Origin of the sequence: Variovorax sp. J2L1-78 (assembly GCF_030317205.1) — a bacterium.
GTDB classification, from domain to species: Bacteria; Pseudomonadota; Gammaproteobacteria; order Burkholderiales; family Burkholderiaceae_C; genus Variovorax; species Variovorax arabinosiphilus.
The window spans coordinates 322,611-340,162 of the sequence record NZ_JASZYB010000004.1 but is presented as its reverse complement, the minus strand read 5'-3'; the positions used below and the strand labels follow the sequence as shown (position 1 = coordinate 340,162).

17 protein-coding genes are annotated in these 17,552 nt (G+C 69.9%); 9 read left to right on the top strand and 8 right to left on the bottom strand.

The genetic code is table 11. From position 1 onward, the window contains the following. The first annotated feature begins 87 nt into the window (after positions 1–87). Together QTH86_RS24310 and QTH86_RS24305 are read left to right on the top strand one after the other, a co-directional pair. Entirely contained in the window at positions 88–2,421 is a 2,334-nt protein-coding gene (locus QTH86_RS24310; RefSeq protein ID WP_444814065.1) for a TonB-dependent receptor, read from the top strand. Positions 2,422–2,447: 26 nt separating this feature from the next. Then, positions 2,448–3,326, top strand: coding sequence for a copper chaperone PCu(A)C domain-containing protein (locus QTH86_RS24305; protein ID WP_286648742.1), 879 nt, complete (start codon positions 2,448–2,450; stop codon positions 3,324–3,326). 17 nt (positions 3,327–3,343) lie between these two features. Here the strand turns inward: QTH86_RS24305 and QTH86_RS24300 are convergent, their stop codons facing one another. The 4 genes from QTH86_RS24300 to QTH86_RS24285 are packed head-to-tail and all read right to left on the bottom strand — an operon-like array spanning position 3,344 to position 6,861. After that, positions 3,344–4,051, bottom strand: a complete 708-nt coding sequence (locus QTH86_RS24300; protein WP_286648741.1) for a substrate-binding domain-containing protein — start codon at positions 4,049–4,051, stop codon at positions 3,344–3,346. Positions 4,052–4,101: 50 nt separating this feature from the next. Then, positions 4,102–5,082, bottom strand: a complete 981-nt coding sequence (locus QTH86_RS24295; protein ID WP_286648740.1) for a Bug family tripartite tricarboxylate transporter substrate binding protein — start codon at positions 5,080–5,082, stop codon at positions 4,102–4,104. Positions 5,083–5,134: 52 nt separating this feature from the next. After that, positions 5,135–5,830 (bottom strand): 4-carboxy-4-hydroxy-2-oxoadipate aldolase/oxaloacetate decarboxylase, encoded by a 696-nt coding sequence (gene ligK / locus QTH86_RS24290; RefSeq protein WP_286648739.1) that lies wholly within the window; start codon positions 5,828–5,830, stop codon positions 5,135–5,137. Positions 5,831–5,832: 2 nt separating this feature from the next. After that, positions 5,833–6,861: an amidohydrolase family protein gene (locus QTH86_RS24285; protein ID WP_286648738.1), complete on the bottom strand. Its 1,029-nt coding sequence runs from the start codon at positions 6,859–6,861 to the stop codon at positions 5,833–5,835. 160 nt (positions 6,862–7,021) lie between these two features. Here QTH86_RS24285 and QTH86_RS24280 point away from each other — a divergent pair, with 160 nt between their 5' ends. After that, positions 7,022–8,302: a LysR substrate-binding domain-containing protein gene (locus QTH86_RS24280; RefSeq protein WP_286648737.1), complete on the top strand. Its 1,281-nt coding sequence runs from the start codon at positions 7,022–7,024 to the stop codon at positions 8,300–8,302. Between the two features lie 12 nt (positions 8,303–8,314). Here the strand turns inward: QTH86_RS24280 and QTH86_RS24275 are convergent, their stop codons facing one another. Next, positions 8,315–9,535, bottom strand: coding sequence for a D-amino acid dehydrogenase (locus QTH86_RS24275; protein WP_286648736.1), 1,221 nt, complete (start codon positions 9,533–9,535; stop codon positions 8,315–8,317). A gap of 224 nt (positions 9,536–9,759) precedes the next feature. On the opposite strand from QTH86_RS24275, the gene QTH86_RS24270 reads away from it, so the two are divergent. From QTH86_RS24270 to QTH86_RS24245, 6 genes are all read left to right on the top strand, one after another. Next, a complete protein-coding gene (locus tag QTH86_RS24270) occupies positions 9,760–10,638 on the top strand; it encodes a transporter substrate-binding domain-containing protein (protein WP_286648735.1) in 879 nt (292 codons plus the stop codon). Positions 10,639–10,646: 8 nt separating this feature from the next. Continuing rightward, positions 10,647–11,417 carry an aspartate/glutamate racemase family protein gene (locus QTH86_RS24265; protein WP_286648734.1) on the top strand — a complete coding sequence of 257 codons (771 nt, stop codon included), beginning with the start codon at positions 10,647–10,649 and terminating at the stop codon, positions 11,415–11,417. Between the two features lie 69 nt (positions 11,418–11,486). After that, a complete protein-coding gene (locus QTH86_RS24260) occupies positions 11,487–12,398 on the top strand; it encodes a dienelactone hydrolase family protein (RefSeq protein WP_286648733.1) in 912 nt (303 codons plus the stop codon). An 86-nt stretch (positions 12,399–12,484) separates the two neighbouring features. Further along, positions 12,485–13,348 (top strand): ZIP family metal transporter, encoded by an 864-nt coding sequence (locus QTH86_RS24255; RefSeq protein WP_286648732.1) that lies wholly within the window; start codon positions 12,485–12,487, stop codon positions 13,346–13,348. 125 nt (positions 13,349–13,473) lie between these two features. Beyond that, positions 13,474–13,713 (top strand): hypothetical protein, encoded by a 240-nt coding sequence (locus QTH86_RS24250; RefSeq protein ID WP_286648731.1) that lies wholly within the window; start codon positions 13,474–13,476, stop codon positions 13,711–13,713. A gap of 57 nt (positions 13,714–13,770) precedes the next feature. Next, positions 13,771–15,009, top strand: a complete 1,239-nt coding sequence (locus QTH86_RS24245) for an FAD-dependent oxidoreductase (RefSeq protein WP_286648730.1) — start codon at positions 13,771–13,773, stop codon at positions 15,007–15,009. 9 nt (positions 15,010–15,018) lie between these two features. On the opposite strand, the gene QTH86_RS24240 is transcribed toward QTH86_RS24245, so the two are convergent. Genes QTH86_RS24240 through QTH86_RS24230 form a run of 3 tightly spaced genes read right to left on the bottom strand, consistent with a single transcriptional unit; the run spans position 15,019 to position 17,548 of the window. After that, positions 15,019–15,570: a DUF3299 domain-containing protein gene (locus tag QTH86_RS24240; RefSeq protein WP_286648729.1), complete on the bottom strand. Its 552-nt coding sequence runs from the start codon at positions 15,568–15,570 to the stop codon at positions 15,019–15,021. A 29-nt stretch (positions 15,571–15,599) separates the two neighbouring features. After that, on the bottom strand, positions 15,600–16,853 hold the full coding sequence (locus QTH86_RS24235; RefSeq protein WP_286648728.1) for an ABC transporter permease: 1,254 nt from the start codon (positions 16,851–16,853) through the stop codon (positions 15,600–15,602). Beyond that, positions 16,850–17,548, bottom strand: a complete 699-nt coding sequence (locus QTH86_RS24230; protein WP_286648727.1) for an ABC transporter ATP-binding protein — start codon at positions 17,546–17,548, stop codon at positions 16,850–16,852. Before QTH86_RS24230 ends, QTH86_RS24235 begins: the two co-directional genes overlap by 4 nt. Positions 17,549–17,552: the final 4 nt, after the last annotated feature.

Sequence of the window (17,552 nt, the reverse complement as noted above, 5' to 3'; positions counted from 1 at the left end):
TCGACGGTGTAGCGCAGCCCCGCACGACGGGCGTTGCCGCGCATCTTTCGCATCGAGGCGGCACCGCGCGTGCCGAGGAGAGTCTTCTTGAAGAAACGTGTTCTTGCGCTGGCGCTCGGCGCCGCATTCCCCTGGCTGGCCCTGGCGCAGCCGTCCGCATCCACAGAACCGGCGACCGACGCCGACGCCGCGCCCGCGCGCAGCCGCTCGCTCGGCGTGGTTACCGTCACGGGTGGACAACCCACGTCGCTGCCGACACAGATCCCGACCACCATCGAAGGCGTGACGCGCGAGGAGATCGAGACGCGCATCAACGCCACCGACAGCGAGGACGCGCTGAAGTACCTGCCCAGCCTGCTGGTGCGCAAGCGCTACATCGGCGACTACAACCACGCGATCCTGTCGACGCGCGCCTCGGGCACGGGCAACAGCGCGCGCTCGGCGGTGTATGCCGACGGCATCCTGCTGTCGAACTACCTGGGCAACGGCATCGCCAACGGCAGCAACTTCGCGCCGCGCTGGGGCCTGGTCACGCCCGAGGAGATCGAGCGGGTCGACGTGATGTACGGGCCGTTCTCCGCGGCCTACCCGGGCAACTCGGCCGGCGCGGTGGTCGACTTCGTCACGCGCACGCCGACGCAGCTGGAAGCCCATGTGAAGGCGGGTTATTCGTCGCAGCCCAACGACCTGTACAGCACGAACCGCACGTTCAACAGCTGGCAGACCAGCGCGTCGCTGGGCAGCAAGAGCGGCGACTGGTCGTGGTGGATCGACCTGAACCGCACCGACAGCCGCGGCCAGCCGCTGACCTTCGCGACGGCCACCGTCGCCTCGGGCACGCCCGGCTCGGCCGGCGTGCCGGTGACGGGCGCGGTGCGCGGCCTGAACACCACCAACACGCCCTGGTACATCCTCGGCACCGGCACGCAGTACCACACGGTGCAGGACCACGCGAAGCTCAAGCTGGCCTACGACCTCACGCCGACCGTGCGTGCGACCTACACGCTCGGCGTGTGGCAGAACACCTCGGAAGGGCGCTCGGAGAGCTACCTGAAGAACGCGGCCGGCGCACCGGTCTACAGCGGCCCGGTCAACATCGACGGGCGCAGCTACAACCTCGCGTCCACGGCCTTTCCGCTGACCAACGACGCGCAGACGCATGTCATGCACGGCCTGTCGGTCAAGAGCCGCACGCAGGGCGAGTGGGACTGGGAGGTGGCCGCGAGCCTCTACGACTACGCCAAGGACCAGCAACGCGCAGCCACCACCGCGCTGCCGCAGGCCGCGACCGGCGGCGCCGGCACGCTGCAGGACCAGGACGGCACCGGCTGGAACACGCTCGCCGCCAAGGGCACCTGGCGCCCGCAGGGCGTGGGTGGCGCGCACATCGTCGACTTCGGCATCGGCCGTGACGCGTACAAGCTGGCCATCCGCAAGACCAACGTCGCCGGCACCTGGCTCGACGGCGCACCCTCGACGCTGGTGAGCGATGTCGGCGGCCGCACCGAGACCGCCAACCTGTGGCTGCAGGATGCGTGGTCCTTCGCGCCGAAATGGAAGGCGGTGCTCGGCTTGCGCTACGAGGACTGGCGCGCCAGCGACGGCACCACCTCGACGGCGACCAGCTCGCTGCGCTATGCCGACCGCAGCGAGTCCGATGTTTCGCCGAAGGCCGCGCTGGCGTACCAGCTCGCCAGCGCCACGGTGCTCAAGGGCTCGGTCGGCCGATCGGTGCGCTACCCGACGGTCGGCGAGCTGTACGGCGCGACCTCGGGCGGTGCGCTGTCCTTCATCAACGATCCGACCCTGAAGCCGGAGAAGTCGTGGACCGGCGAACTCTCGCTGGAGCAGGACCTGGGCAACGGCTTGGCCCGCGCCACGCTGTTCCACGAGACGACGAAGGACGCGCTCTTCAGCCAGCTCATCCCGAACGCCACCGTGTCGCGCGTGCAGAACGTCGACAAGGTGCGCACCAACGGCATTGAATTGGCCTACACCGGCCAGAACGTCGTGCAGGACCTGGGGCTGCGTGGCCTCGACCTGGGCGGCAGCCTGACCTACGCCGACTCCAAGACCGTGGCCAACACCGCCTTCCCGGCGAGCGTCGGCAAGTGGCAGCCGCGCGTGCCGCGCTGGCGCTCCACCGTCTACGCCACCTACAAGCCCGATGCGCAATGGGCCTTCACCGTGGCGGCGCGCTACAGCGGGCGGCAATACGCCAACCTCGACAACAGCGACGTGAACGGCGACGCCTACTTCGGCGCCAGCAAGTACTTCACCGTCGACCTGCGCGTGCGCTACCAGATCGACAAGCAGTGGTCGGCCGCCTTCGGCATCGACAACGCCAACAACGCGCAGTACTGGAACTTCCACCCCTACCCGCAGCGCACCTACACGGCCGAACTGCGCTTCGACCTTTGAACCCCGATCACCTCCAAGGAACCCCCATGACGCACCGTACGCCCCACCTCTCGCGCCTCGCGCTCGTCGCGCTGTTCGCCAGCACCGCCGCCGTCGCCCACGTCACCCTGCCGCCCGGCGGTGCCACGGCCGGCAGCGACTACGAGGCGGCCTTCCGCGTCGGCCATGCCTGCAAGGACGCACAGGCCACCACCGGCATCACGGTGCAGCTGCCGGAGGGCTTCCGCCTGAGCGAGGCGCAGGCGCGCAAGGGCTGGACGCTGGCCAGCAACCCGCGCGAAGTGGCGTGGAAGGCCGAGTCGCCCGCGACCGCGCTGCCGGGCGCCGAGCGCGCCGAGTTCATCGTGCGCGGCAAGCTCACCGACCAGCCCGGCCCGCTGTACTTCAAGGTACTGCAGACCTGCGACAAGGGCAGCGCCGATTGGGCGCAGCTGCCCGGCGCCGGTGCCGACAAGCCGGCCTTCCCCGCGGCGCGGCTCGACGTGCTCGCGCCCGGCGTCGCCGCGGTCGACGTGCGCGATGCCTGGGTGCGCCCCACGGTGCCGGGGCAGAGCGGCACCGGTGCCTTCATGAAGCTCAGCGCGCCCTCGGGCGCGCGGCTGGTGGGCGTGTCGACGCCGGCCGCGGGCATCGCCGAGGTCCACGAGATGAAGATGGAAGGCGACACCATGCGCATGCGCGAGGTGAAGGGCGGCCTGCCGCTCCCGGCGCGCCAGACGGTCGAGCTCAAGCCCAGCGGCTACCACGTGATGATGATGGACCTGAAGCAGCCCCTGGCCAAGGGCGCGACCGTGCCGATGACGCTGCGTTTCGAGGACGCGAAGGGCGTGGCGAGCACGCGCGACGTGCAGGTGCCTGTCGGTGCGCCGGAGGGCACGGCCGCGCCGGCCGGCCACGCGCACTGAGTCGACCGCTTCGCCCGTCAGCGGGCGGATGAACCGGGGGGCGCCCGCAGGCCGTGTCGCTGCCGCGTCTCGTCGCCTGCGGTCGACGCCATGAAGCGGAGAAAGTCGTTCACCCCGATGCGGCAAGTCGAACCGTGCACAGGCGCAGCGGAGAACAGGGTCGTGATCTGCACCGGCGCCGGCAGCGGCCCGAGCAGCACGATGCCGTCGACGCCGAGCAGCTCGCTCATCTGCTGGAAGCCCAGCTCGGCGTCGCCGCGCGCCAGCAGCGCGCCGACGGGCATGCCGGGCGGCGCCTGCACCAGCCGAGGGGCGATCTCGTCGGCGATGCCCCATCGCGCGAACAGCGCCTTCAACGCCACGCCGCTGGGGCCGGTCGAGAAGGCGATGCGGCTGGCCTGGCCCACCGCCCGGCGCAGCGCGTCTTCGCTGGCGATGTCCGGCCGCGGCGCACCCGCGCGCACGGCCACCCCGACACAGGAACTGGCGATGTCGACCTTGCTTGAACCATCGACGACGCCGGTGGCCGCGAGCCGGTCGATGGCCTCCGACGCGAGCACCACCAGGTCGAAGGCTTCCCCGTCGTGCACGCGCCGCGCCGCATCGACACCGCCGGCCGATTCGAAGGACACAGCCATCCCGCTGCGCGTCGCGTACAGCGACGCCAGCTCGGCCAGCAGCCCGCGCGTCGCCATCGACGAGATGCCGTGAATCACCGTGCACATGGTGGGTCCCCAGAAGGAAACGATGTGGCCGTACGCGAGTCGTGGTGCGTTCAGTCGGGCTTGATGTTGGCGTCGCGGATCAGCTTGCCGTAGCGCGCCACGTCGGTCTTGATAAGCTTCTCGAACTGCGCCGTCGGGCCGGGCAGCGGCACGCCGCCGGCCGCCGCCAGCTGGTCGCGCACCTCGGGCGATTCGATGGCCTTCTGCACGGCGTCGTGCAACTGCGCGATCACCGGCTTGGGCAGGCCGGCCGGGCCGACGATGCCGTACCAGACGCTGGCCTCGAAGCCGGGGTAGCCCGACTCCGCGACCGTCGGCACGCCCGGCAGCACCGCGGAGCGGTCGGCGCTCATCACCGCCAGCACCCGCAGCTTGCCCGACTTGGCGAGCGGCAGCACTTCCAGCGCATTGACCGCGACCACGTCGACATGCCCGCCGAGCACGTCGGTGATGGCCTGGGCACCGCCCTTGTACGGCACGTGCTTGAGCGACAGGCCGGCCGTGTGCTGGAACAGCTCCATCGCCAGGTGCGGCGTTGCGCCATTGCCGGGCGTGGCGACCGTCACACCGCTCGGCTTGGCCTTGGCCGCAGCCACCAGGTCGGGCAGCGTCTTGAGGGCCGACTCGGCGCGCACCGCGAAGACCACCGGGACCCGACCAACCGAGGCGATCGGCGTGAGCTCGCGGTCGATGTCGTACGGCGCCGGCTGGAACAGCGAGGGGTTCACCGCCAGCGCGTTCGCTGCCATCAGCAGCGTGTAGCCGTCGGCCGGGCTGGCGATCACCGATTTGACCGCGATGTTGGTGCCGGCGCCCGGCTTGTTCTCGACGACGACCGGCTGGCCGAGCAGCGTCGACAGGCGCTGCCCCACCGAACGGGCGATCGCATCGACCGCACCGCCGGCGCTGTAGCCCACGACGATCTTCAGCGGCTTGGACGGGTAGGCGTCGGCGGCGCCGGCCGAGGCGAAGGGGCCCAGGGCCATCGCGCTGGCGAGCGAGAGGAGAAGGCGGCGAGAGACGGTGTTCATGCGGTCGGTGTCCAGGGAAGTGAAAACGAAAGGAGGCGGTGACGGTGCGTTGTCAGTCGACGTAGCGCAGGCCGGCCTTGGCCAGCGGCTCGCGCATCGCGTACATGTCGAGGCCGAGCTCGCCGGCGGCGAAGCGCGCACGCTTGCCGGTTTCGTTGGCCTCGCGCGCTTCGGCGGCGTCCGCCACGCGCGACGCGAGCGCGGCCGGCACGACGACCACGCCGTCGATGTCGGCCACCACGACGTCGCCCGGCTGGACCAATGCGCCGGCACATACCACCGGCACGTTCACCGAGCCGAGCGTCGACTTGATGCAGCCCTTCGAATGGATGGCACGGCTGAAGACGGGAAAGCCCATCTGCGTGAGGTCGCGCACGTCGCGCACGCCGCCGTCGATGACCAGGCCCTTGCAGCCGCGCGCCATGAACGAGGTCGCCAGCAGGTCGCCGAAGAAGCCGTCGGTGCTGTCGGCGGTGCAGGCTGCGACCACCACGTCACCCGGCTGGATCTGCTCGGCCGCCACATGCAGCATCCAGTTGTCGCCCGGCTGCAGCAGCACGGTGATGGCGGGGCCGCACAAGCGCGCGTCGGGGTAGATGGGACGGATGCGCGGCGCCATCAGCCCGAGGCGGCCGAGCGCCTCGTGCACGGTGGAGACGCCGAAGCGCGACAGCTTCTCGACGGCGGCGGCATCGGCGCGCTGGATGCGCCGATGCACGACGCCGAGTTCCTGCAGGGGGTGGGTCATGGTCAGCGTCCTCGTTGGGTGAGCGCGCGGTCCAGGCGCGGGTACACGCGGCGCGCGTTGCCCTCGAAGATCTGGCGGCGCTGGGCGTCGTCGAGCATCGGCGCGGCGTCGATGTAGCGGCGCGTGTCGTCGTAGTTGAAGCCGGTCTCGGGGTCGACGCCGCGCACGGCGCCGATCATCTCGCTGGCGAACAGCACGTTGTCGACCGGGATCACGCGCGTCAGCAGGTCGATGCCGGGCTGGTGGTACACGCAGGTGTCGAAGAAGATGTTGTTGAGCAGGTGGTCCTTCAGCAGCGGTTTCTTCATCTCCTGCGCCAGCCCGCGGAAGCGCCCCCAGTGGTAGGGCACTGCGCCGCCGCCGTGCGGAATGACCAAGCGCAGCGTCGGGAAATCCGTGAACAGGTCCGAGGTGAGGCACTGCATGAAGGCGGTGGTGTCCGCGTTCAAGTAGTGCGCGCCGGTGGTGTGGAAGCAGGCGTTGCAGCTGGTGCTGACATGCACCATGGCCGGGATGTCGTGCTCCACCATCTTCTCGTAGAGCGGGTACCAGTGGCGGTCCGACAGGGGCGGCGAGGTCCAGTGGCCGCCCGACGGGTCGGGGTTGAGGTTGATGCCGACGAAGCCGTAGTCCCTCACGCAGCGCTCCAGTTCCGGAATGCAGGTGCGCGGGTCGACGCCTGGCGACTGCGGCAGCATCGCCGCGCCGATGAAGTGCTCGGGGAACAGCTCGCTCACGCGGAAGCACAGCTCGTTGCAGAGGGCGGCCCAGGTCGACGACACCTCGAAGTCGCCGATGTGGTGGGCCATGAAGCTGGCGCGCGGGCTGAAGATGGTGAGGTCGGTGCCGCGCTCCTTCATGAGGCGCAGCTGGTTGCTCTCGATGGCTTCGCGCAGCGCGTCGTCGCTGATCTTCAGCGACGATGCGCGCGGCATCGACGAAGGGTCGCCGAGGGCGGCGATCTGCTGCTGGCGCCAGGCTTCCAGGGCCTTGGGCGCGGTGGTGAAGTGGCCGTGGCAGTCGATGATCATGGGCAGTCCGTGGAATGACCGTCCCAGTGTGTGCGCCGAGCCGTCTGCGCGGCGTGACTTCACTTGGTCATGACATCAGTTCTGTTTATTGACTAGGGTTTACCCGGGAGCCGGTGGAGGTTCCTTCGGGAGGAGAGTGCGCCTTGTGAAAGAACCTGTTGTGCGACACAAAGTTATCGACCGCTGGGACAGCGCGGCGCTGGGTATCAACCTGCGCCACCTGCATGCCTTCTCGGCCGTCGCGGCCGCCGGCAGCATTGCACGCGCCGCCGACGGCCTATTCCGCGTGCCCTCCGCCGTCACCCGTTCGGTGCTGCAGCTGGAGGGGGCCCTGGGCCGGCCGTTGTTCGACCGCAGCTCGCGCGGCGTCGCGCTCAACGCCTACGGCGAACTGGTGCTGGTGCGGGCGCGGCGCATCGAGCGCGAGTTCGAAGAAGCGCGCACGCACCTGGTGGCGCGCGGCGGCGTCGACAGCACGGTGGATCCGCATTCGCTGTTCACCGCCATCCTGAACGGGCGTCGCCTGGCCGTCATCGCGAGCCTGTCGGAAAAGCGGAACATGCCGTCGGTGGCACGCGACTTCGGCATCACGCAACCGGCCATCAGCGTGGCATTGAAGGACCTGGAGCACGGCCTGGGCGTGGCGCTCTTCGAACGTAAGGCGAGTGGGCTGGTCCCCACGGTGGCGGGCGGCATCGTGGCCTTCTACTTCAAGCGCGTGCTGTCCGAGCTGCGGCACATCGTGCCGGACATCGCGGCCAGCGAAGGCACCTTGCAGGGCAGCGTGCATGTCGGTGCGCTGCCGCTGGGCCGCACGCAGATCCTGCCGATGGCCATTGCGTCGCTGCTCGCGCGGCACCCCCAGTTGCATGTCGCCACGGTCGAGAGCCCGTACGACGCGCTGGCCGCCTCCCTGCGCAGCGGCGACATCGATTTCATCCTGGGCGCGCTGCGTGGCGAGGACGAAGCCGTCAATCTGGAGCAGCAGGCGCTCTTCGAGGATCGCATCTCCGTCATCGCCCGCGCCGGGCATCCGCTGGCGCACGCGCAGGCCATCGACTTCGACCGTCTGCGCGAGGCGACCTGGGCGTTGTCGCGCCAGGGATCGCCGTCGCGCGAGATGCTCGAGCGCTTCTTCTCCGAAGCGAACGAGGTGCCGCCGGTCCCTGCGGTGGAAACTGGCGACCTCGCGGTGCTGCGCGGCTTGCTGCTCGAGAGCGACATGCTCACCGCGATCTCGGCCCACCAGCTGCGCTACGAGATCCGCGACGGCAGCCTGGTGGTGCTGGACTTCCCGCTGGACCGCACGCACCGTCGCATCGGGCTGACGCAGCGGCTGGGTGCCTATCCGTCGCCCGGTGCGCGGGCGCTCATGCAGGAGATCAGGGACGTGGTCGCGCGCTCGGCCGACTTCACGCCGGCCTCGAAGTCGCCGCGCTGAGGGCTCAGCTTCTCAGGCCGCGAGCGCGTTGACCGCATCGCCGACGCGTGCGGCCGACCCGAAGGCCAGGGTGAAGCCGAGGGCGCCGTGGCCGGTGTTGAAGAGCACGTTGCGCGCGGTGCCGGGCCGGTGGCCGATGATCGGCAGCCCGGTGGGCGTGGCCGGGCGCATGCCGGTCCAGGGGTGCAGTTCGTCGTAGCGCTCGAGCTGCGGGAAGACCGCGCGCGTGGCGTCGACCAGCGTCTCGATGCGGCCCGGCGGAATGCCCGCGTCATGGCCGACCAGCTCGGCCATGCCGGCGACGCGCAGGCGTGCGCCAATGCGCGCGAACACCACCTTGCGCGCGCTGTCGGTCACGCTCACGCGCGGCGCGGCGCCCGGCGCCTCGTCGACGTCGAGCGTGATGCTGTAGCCCTTGAGCGGGTAGACCGGCACCGAGGTTCCCAGCTTGCGCCCGATGGCGTGCGACGCGGTGCCCAGCGCGACGACGAAGGCGTCGGCTTCCACCGGCTCGCCGTCGGTACGCAGCGCCGCCACGCGGCCCTGACGTTCGTCGAAGCCGCGCACCTCGGTGCCGAGCACGAAGCGCACGCCGCGCGTGCGCAGCGCCCGCTCCAGCTCGCGGCAGACCTTGAGGCAATCCGCCGCGCATTCGCTGGGCGTGTGCACCGCGCCGGCGATGCGTTCGCGGTAGCCGGCCAGTGCCGGTTCGAGGGCGATGCATTCGTCGGCGCTCACCACCTGCTGGACGCTGCCCATCGTGCGCTGCAGGTCGACCTGCCGGTGCGCGGCCTCGACGCCCTCGGCGTTCTGGTAGAGCACCAGCTTGCCGGTGGCCGAGAAGTCGCAGTCGGGCGCGATGTCGGCGCGCATCGCTTCGAACCCGAGCCGGCTCGACGCCGCGAGCGCGAGCAGTGCGGCCGTGCTCTCGCGCGAGGTGTGCGGATTGCAGGCCGCGAGAAATTCGATGCCCCAGCGCCACTGCAGGGGGTCGAGCTGCGGGCGCAGCTTGAGCGGCGAGTCGGCGGCCAGCAGCAGCTTGGGCAACTGCGACCAGATGCTCGGGTCGGCCAGCGGCTGGACGTACGAGTAGCTCAGCTGGGCGCCGTTGCCGCCGCTCGCGCCGGCGCCGGGCGTGGCCTTGTCGACCACCGTCACCTGGTGGCCTTCCCGTTGAAGGTGCCAGGCTGTCGCCAGGCCCACGATGCCCGCCCCGAGCACACACACGTGCATGAAACGCTTTCTGTCGATGCTGCGATGCAACGACTTTAGATCGCCCGCCATCCACCGGGAAATGCCGAAACCGCAGTGGCCCATAGCCGCAGGGCATGGGTCGGGCCAAGCATAACTTTTGAACATGACCCTCGGCACAAAAGGAATGGTGGCGTTTGGCGAACAAGTTTTTACACTGCTCGTTCCGTCATTCCCCTGTCACTTCTCTCGCCGAAAGGGCTCGCATGAAACTCTCCGTACTGATGGCCGCCGTGCTGCTGACCGCCACCGGCGCCCAGGCCGCCGACACGCTGGCCAAGGTCGCCGCGTCGAACAAGATCACGATGGCGTACCGCGAATCGTCCGTGCCCTTCAGCTACCTCGAGGGTCCCAGCAAGCCGATCGGCTTCTCGGTCGAGCTGTCGAACGCCATCGTGGCGGAGGTGAAGAAGAAGCTGAACAAGCCGAACCTCGAGGTGGCGTGGATGGCCGTCACCTCGCAGAACCGCATCCCGCTGCTGTCGAACGGCACCATCGATGTGGAATGCGGTTCGACCACCAACAACACCGCGCGCGCCAAGGACGTGGCCTTTGCCATCAACCACTTCTACACCGGCACGCGCCTCTTGGTGAAGAAGGCCTCGGGCATCAAGAACTACGCCGACCTCAAGGGCAAGCAGGTGGCCATCACCACCGGCACGACCAACATGCTGGTCGTGCGCAAGTACAACGAGGAGAAGAAGCTCGACATCGACATCCTCTCGGCCAAGGACCATGCCGATGCGCTGCTGCTGGTCGAGAGCGACCGCGCCGCGGCTTTCGCGATGGACGACATCCTGCTGTACGGCCTGCGTTCCAATTCGAAGGCCCCGGCCGACCTCGAAGTGGTGGGCGACGCGCTGCAGGTCGAGCCCTATGCCTGCATGCTGCCCAAGGACGACCCGCAGTTCAAGGCGCTGGTCGACGGTGTGATCACCGGCATGATGAAGTCGGGCGAGTTCGAGAAGCTCTACAACAAGTGGTTCCTCGGCCCGATCCCGCCGAAGGGCCTGCCAATCGGCCTGCCGATGAGCCAGGAGCTCAAGGACAACATCAAGACCCCGTCGGACAAGCCGGCGACCTGAGAGCACACATGACGCAGGTGGTGGGCATTCTGGGTGGCATGGGCCCGGCGGCGGGCGCCGACTTCGTGCGGCTCTTCGTCGACGCGTGCGCGCAGCACATGCGCGCCGCGGGCGAACCGGTGCGCGACCAGGCCTTTCCCGAGCACTGGCTCGCGCAGGTGCCGGTGCCCGATCGCACCGGCGCGCTCGAGCGTTCGGGGGAGGGCGCGCACCAGCCGCTCGAGCCGATGCTGCAGGCGCTGGGCCGGTTGGCCGCGCTGGGCAGCCGCGCCGTCGCCATCGCCTGCAACACGGCGCATGCGTGGCACGCCACGCTGCAGCAGCGCTTTCCGCAGATCGAGGTGCTGCACGTGGCGCGCGAGGTCGCGGCGCACCTGGCGGCGCAAGGCGAGACGCGGGTGGCGCTGATGGCCACCGAAGGCACCTACCGCGTGCGCCTCTACGAACAGGCGCTGGCCGATGCCGGACTCGAATGCCACCTGCCGCTGCCTGCCGAACGCGCGCTGGTGATGCGCGGCATCTACGACGGCGTGAAGGCCGGCGACCTGGGCCTGGCCGAGGCCTGTTTTTCCGAGGTCGCGCTGGCGCTGTCGCGGCGCCATGGCGATGTCGCCATCGTCATGGGCTGCACCGAAGTGCCGCTGGGCCTGCAGGGCAGCGCCGCGGCGAAAGGCCTGAAGCTGGTCGACCCGGCGCAGGTGCTGGCCCGCGCACTGGCGAACCGCGCCTACGCGGGGTCATCTCCTCACGGCACATCGGGTTTCACCGCAATCGCCTAGATTGCGGCGTGCGCCCGTTCGGGCGCGCATCTTTTTTGCAACCCCCTGGCCGATTTCACAGGAGTGTCCATGCCTTCTTTCGACGATTCCCGCCCCGACCTGCACGCCGACTTCGATTCGCTGCGCCCCGGCGAGAGCACCTCGCAGGGTGCCACGCGCCGCACCGCGCTGAAGGCGGCCCTGGGCGCCGGCTATGCCGCGGCGGCGCTGCCGATCGCCGCGCAGACCGCGATCTCGACGTCAACCGACGGCCTGCAGGCCGGTCCGATCAAGTACACCGTCAACGGCTTCCAGGTGCCGGCCTATGCGGCGGCACCCTCGGGCAAGACCGGCCTGCCGGTGGTGCTGGTCGTCCAGGAAATCTTCGGCGTGCACGAGTACATCGCCGACGTCTGCCGCCGCTTCGCCAAGCTGGGCTACCTGGCCATCGCGCCCGACCTATACGCCCGCCAGGGCGATGCCAGCAAGTACACCGAGATCCCGAAGCTGATGAGCGAGGTGGTGTCGAAGGTGCCCGACGCGCAGGTCATGGCCGACCTCGACGGCGCGCTGCAGTACGCGGCGGCCAACGGCGGGGACGTCTCCAAGGCCGGCATCACCGGCTTCTGCTGGGGTGGCCGCGTCGTGTGGCTCTATGCCGCCACCGGCAAGGTCAAGGCCGGCGTCGCCTGGTACGGCCGGCTGGTCGGCCAGCCCAGCGAACTGACGCCCAAGCACCCGGTCGATGTCGCCACGCAGCTGAAGGCGCCGGTGCTCGGCCTCTATGGCGGCAAGGACCAGGGCATCCCTCTTGACACGGTTGATAAGATGAAATCCGCCCTGGCCAGCGGATCGGACGCAGCCAAGGCATCGCAATTTGTCGTGTACCCCGACGCGGGTCATGCGTTCCATGCCGACTACCGGCCGAGCTACCTCAAAGAGGCGGCCGACGACGGTTGGCGCCGGGCCCAGGCCTGGTTCAAGACGCATGGCGTCGCCTAGCCTTCGGGCGAAGTGGCACCCGCCTCGTGCACGACGAACAGCCGCCCTTCGGGGCGGTTTTCGTTGGGGCATTCGAAGAAGCATCTATGAACCTGTTGATCATCCTTGCGGCCACGCTGGTCGCCGGCATCGGAAGCGTGTGGGTCGCGGCCCTCTTGATGCGCGTGGGCGTGCGCAGCACCGGTGGCGTCAATGCGCAGCACCTGCTGAGCCTGGCGGCCGGCGCGCTGTTGGCCACGGCCTTCATGCACCTGCTGCCCGAAGCCTTCGAGAGCGGCATCGAGCCGGCCTGGCTGTTCGGCACGCTGCTGTTCGGCGTCGTCTTCTTCTTCCTGCTCGACAAGGCCGAGCTGTGGCACCACGGGCACGAGCATGCCGATCCACACAGCCATGGCCATGCGCACGACCATGGTCACGCGCACGGCCATGCCCACGCCCCGCGCACCGGTGGCTGGGCGGTGCTCACCGGCGACAGCGTGCACTGCTTCGGCGACGGCATCCTGATCGCTTCGGCCTTCATCGCCGACCTCCGCCTCGGGCTGGTGGCTGCGCTGGCGGTGCTGGCGCACGAGGTGCCGCACCACATCGGCGACCTGGTGGTGCTGCGCCAGACCTCGGCGACCTCGAAGGTGGCGCTGGTCAAGGTGTCGCTGGCCGGCACCATGACCGCGCTGGGTGGGCTGGTGGGCTGGTGGCTGGTCGACCAGCTGCACGGCTGGCTGCCGTACTTCCTGGTGCTGGCGAGCAGCAGCTTCGTCTACGTGGCGCTGGCCGACCTGATTCCGCAGCTGCAGAAGCAGCTGCCGGCGCGGCAGACCTTCGCGCAGATCGCCTGGCTGGTCGCCGGCATTGCGCTGGTCTCGGGCGTGAGCCGGCTCGCGCATGGCGAGCACGACCATGGCGCGCATGACGCGGCGCACAACGAGGAAGCGCACGACCACAAGCACTGATCGGGGCTCCGGCGCAAGTCCGCGGCGAAGGCCCCTTCCGACATCGTGGCGGCCTCTTGGCTGTTGCGTCGTCGGCCATTGAGGCGCAGCATCGTGTCCACCGACTTCTTGCACGGGATCCGACCATGAATGCAGCCCAACCTCCGCGTCTCCATGCCCAGCCGCCGATCGTCGACGCGGAAGACGTCGACGACGAGGAGAGCGCTGACGGCTTCGATTCGGCCGAGTCCGATGACGCCGGGAGCGAAGGCCCGGACGTGCTGGCCGAAGAGACCGGCATCGACCTCACCGACGCGAGCGAACTCGACGCCGACAATGTGCCCGCCGACGAAGAGCACGACCGCGTGTTCCAGGCGCCGGATTGAGTCCGCCGTTGTCGTGACGATGGGCCGGCGCAGGCCGGAGGTCGGGCACGCCGCGCCATGACCGTGCCCGCTCGTTGCCGTTGCTGCATCGCCGGGGGCGGTCCTGCCGGCATGATGCTCGGCCTGTTGCTGGCGCGCGCCGGCGTCGATGTGGTGGTGCTGGAGAAACACGGCGACTTCCTGCGCGATTTCCGCGGCGACACGGTGCATCCGTCGACGCTCGACGTGATGGCCGACCTCGGCCTGCGGGCGTCCTTTCTGGCCCGGCCGCATGACGAAGTCCGCACCTTGCGGGCCACCATCTCGGGCCAACCCGTGACGGTGGCCGACTTCTCGCGGCTCTCGGCGGCGCATGGCTTCATCGCGCTGATGCCGCAATGGGAGTTCCTGGATTTCCTGCGAGACGAGGCCGAACGCCACGCCAACTTCCGGCTGTGGCTCGATGCCGAAGCCGTGGGCCTGACCGAAGACGTGCGGGGTCGCGTCGACGGCGTGCGCTTTCGCGATGCACAGAGCGCCGAACACCTGCTGGCCGCAGACCTGGTGATCGCCGCCGATGGCCGACGCTCTACCTTGCGCGCGGCGGCCGGGCTGCCGGTCCGCGAGATCGGCGCGCCGATCGACGTGCTGTGGATGCGCCTGCCCAAATCGCCCGGTGACGAGAACCAGACCGGTGGCTATATTGGCGCCGGCTACTTCATGGCGACCATCGACCGCGGCAGTTACTGGCAGTGTGCCTACGTGATTCCCAAGGGCGGCATCACCGCCATCCAGTCGCGCGGCATCGAGGCCTTCCGCGCCGTGGTGGCACGCGCGGCGCCTTCGCTGGCCGGGCGTGTGAACCACATCACCGGCTGGGACGACGTGAAGCTGCTGAGCGTGGCGGTCGACCGGCTCGACCGGTGGTGGAAGCCGGGCCTGCTGTGCATCGGCGACGCGGCGCACGCGATGTCGCCGATCGGCGGCGTGGGCATCAACCTCGCCGTGCAAGACGCCGTGGCGACGGCCAACCTGCTGCGCGATGCCTTGGCAAACCGCTCGGTCGATGCCGACGCCCTCACGCCGTTGCTCGCCCGCGTGCAGCAGCGCCGGCTGTTTCCGGCGCGGGTCACGCAGGCGGTGCAGGTGGCCATTCAGAACCGCTTGCTGGCGCCGGTGCTGCAGCGCGATGGCGCCGATGCGGCACCGTTCGGCGTGCCGTGGCCGCTGCGGTGGATGCAGCGGCTGCCGTGGCTGCAGGCCCTGCCGGCGTACGCGGTGGGCATCGGCGTGCGGCCCGAGCGCGTGCGGCCGTGAGCTGCGCCGCTACTTCGCCGACGCCGGCGCCGTGTACGCCGTCACGCTCTGCGCCTCCATGCGGTAGCCGGCCACGCCCATGCCCGAGTTGCTGCGCGCCGTTTTGAGCGTGCCGACCACCCACACCGCATCCATCGAACGGAACTTCGCGGCCTTCGCCGGGTGCACGTGCAGGATCTGGTTGGCCGGCGGCGGCGGCGTGTGGATGCAGGCGCCGAAGTAGGGCACCAGGAGGAACTCGGTGATCTCGCCGGCCTTCTTCTGCTCCAGCGGCACGATGTAGCCGGGGATCTTCACCTGCGCCCCGTCCATGGCGGGGTTGGCCGGCGCGTTGTCGAAGGCGGCCTGCATCTTCTTCATCAGCGCGGCAGCGCGCGGGTCGCCGTCCTTCAGTTGGCCGGGGTCGGTGGCGCCGATCTCCTTCATCGGGTCCCAGTCCTTGGGCACCAAGTCGTCCCAGCTGATCTCGCGTGCGGCGCCTGGCTCGACAGCGATCGCGTTTCCGAGCATGGCGCTGCCGATGGCGGCGAGCAGGACGTGGCGACGGCGAAGTTGGTTCATGGTCGTTCCTTGCAGGATGGTGCAACGCCTCACAGGCGCGGCGAGAGCCCATCGGCCAGCGAGAGGCGGTAGGCGCGCAGGGCGGGCAGCAGGCTGGCGGCCCAGCCGGCCAGCAGCAGCGCAGCCACCAGCAGGCCTTCGTTCGCAGTGGGGGCCGAGAGCGCCAGCCCGAAGTGTGCCTGCAGCCAGGGCGACAGCAGCGCGATGCCCACGGCCGTGGCGCTGGCACCGAGCACCACGCCGGCCAGCGTGACGAGCGCGCCCTCGAGGGCGAGCAGTGCCAGCACATGGCGCAGCATGGCGCCGGCGGCGCGCAGCACGGCGAGCTCGCGGCGGCGCTGGTCGAGCCCGGCGAGCACCACCGCCACCAGGCCAGACAGGCTCACCAGCGCGACCAGGGCCGACATCAGCAGCAGCGCGTTCTCGCCGACGCCGATCACGTCCCACAACTCGTCGAGCGCGACGCCGGGCAGCACCGCCATCAGCGGCTCGCCGCCGTAGGTCGACACCCAGCGCTGCACGCCGAACACCGCCGCGCGGTTCTTCAGGCCGACCAGCGCGGCCGTCACGTTCTTCGGCGTGAGGTCCATCTCGCCCAGCTTGGCCACCGGCACGCGCAGGCCCGGCATCGGCGCGCCGCCGCGCCAGTCGAGGTGGATCGCCTCCATCGCCTGCAGGCCGATGTGCACCGTGCGGTCGACCGGTGTACCGGTGCGCGCGAGGATGCCGACCACCGTGAAGGGCTTGTCGGCATGCTCGGCCACGAGTTCGCCGGTGCCGTGCGCCAGCGTGATGCGCTGGCCCACGCGGTAGCCCAGGCGCTCGGCCACGTCGGCACCGAGGACGGCGTCGAACAGCGCGTCGAAGGGCCGGCCTTCGCGCAACACCAGCGCCTGATGGTCGCCATAGTGGAAGTGCTTGAAATAGGCCGGCGTGGTCGCGAGCACCGCGAAGCCGCGGTGCGAATCGCCCAGCGACAGCGGCACCACCCAGTCGACGCTCTCGTGCGCCGACAGCGCCTGCACGCTCTGCCACGCGATGTTGTTGGTCGCCGAGCCGATGCGGAACACCGAATACAGCAGCAGCTGCGTCGAGCCGGTGCGCGCGCCGACGATCAGGTCGGTGCCCGAGACGGCCGACGAGAAGCTCTCGCGCAGCTGCGTGCGGATGCGCTCGACGCCCAGCAGCAGCAGCGTCGACAGCGCGATCGACAGCACCGTCAGCACCAGCGTGAAACGGCGGTTCCAGGCGCTGCGCCAGGCGATGGAGAAGAGGGCGGTCATGCCGGGTCGCCCTGCGCGCGGTTGATGTCCGGCAGGCTCAGCTCGCGCCCGAAGCGGGTGGCCAGACGGCGGTCGTGGCTCACGAAGACCAGCGCGCTGCGGTGCGCGGCGCAGGCGGCCAGCAGCACGTCGAGGAAGGCGTCGCGGTGCGCCTCGTCGAGCGCCGAGGTCGGCTCGTCGGCGATCACCAGCTCGGGCCGGCCGATGAGCGCGCGTGCCGCGGCCACGCGCTGCTGCTGGCCGACCGACAGCTTCATCGCCGGGCGGCGCCAGAGTGCAGGGTCGAGTCCCATGCCAACGAGCAGCGCCTCGGCCTGCGCGCGCGCCGAGCCGTCCTGCGCTGCCTGCGCCCGGCGTCGCGGCGAGAAGCGACAGGGCAGCAGCACGTTGTCGAGCACGCTGAGGTAGGGCAGCAGGTTGAACTGCTGGAAGATGTAGCCCACGTGCGCCACGCGGCAGCGGTCGCGTGCGGCGCCCGAGAGCGCGGCCCAATCGTGCCCCAGCAGCGCCACGCGGCCGGCATCGGCCACCAGCACGCCGGCCATGAGCGACAGCAGCGTGCTCTTGCCGCAGCCGCTCGGGCCGTGCAGGAAGAGCGTCTCGCCGGCAGCGACGTGCAGGCGTTCGATGTCGATGCAGGGTGCGGCGCCCGGCCAGCCGAAGCGCAGGGCTTCGATCGCGAGAACGGTGTTCACCGCC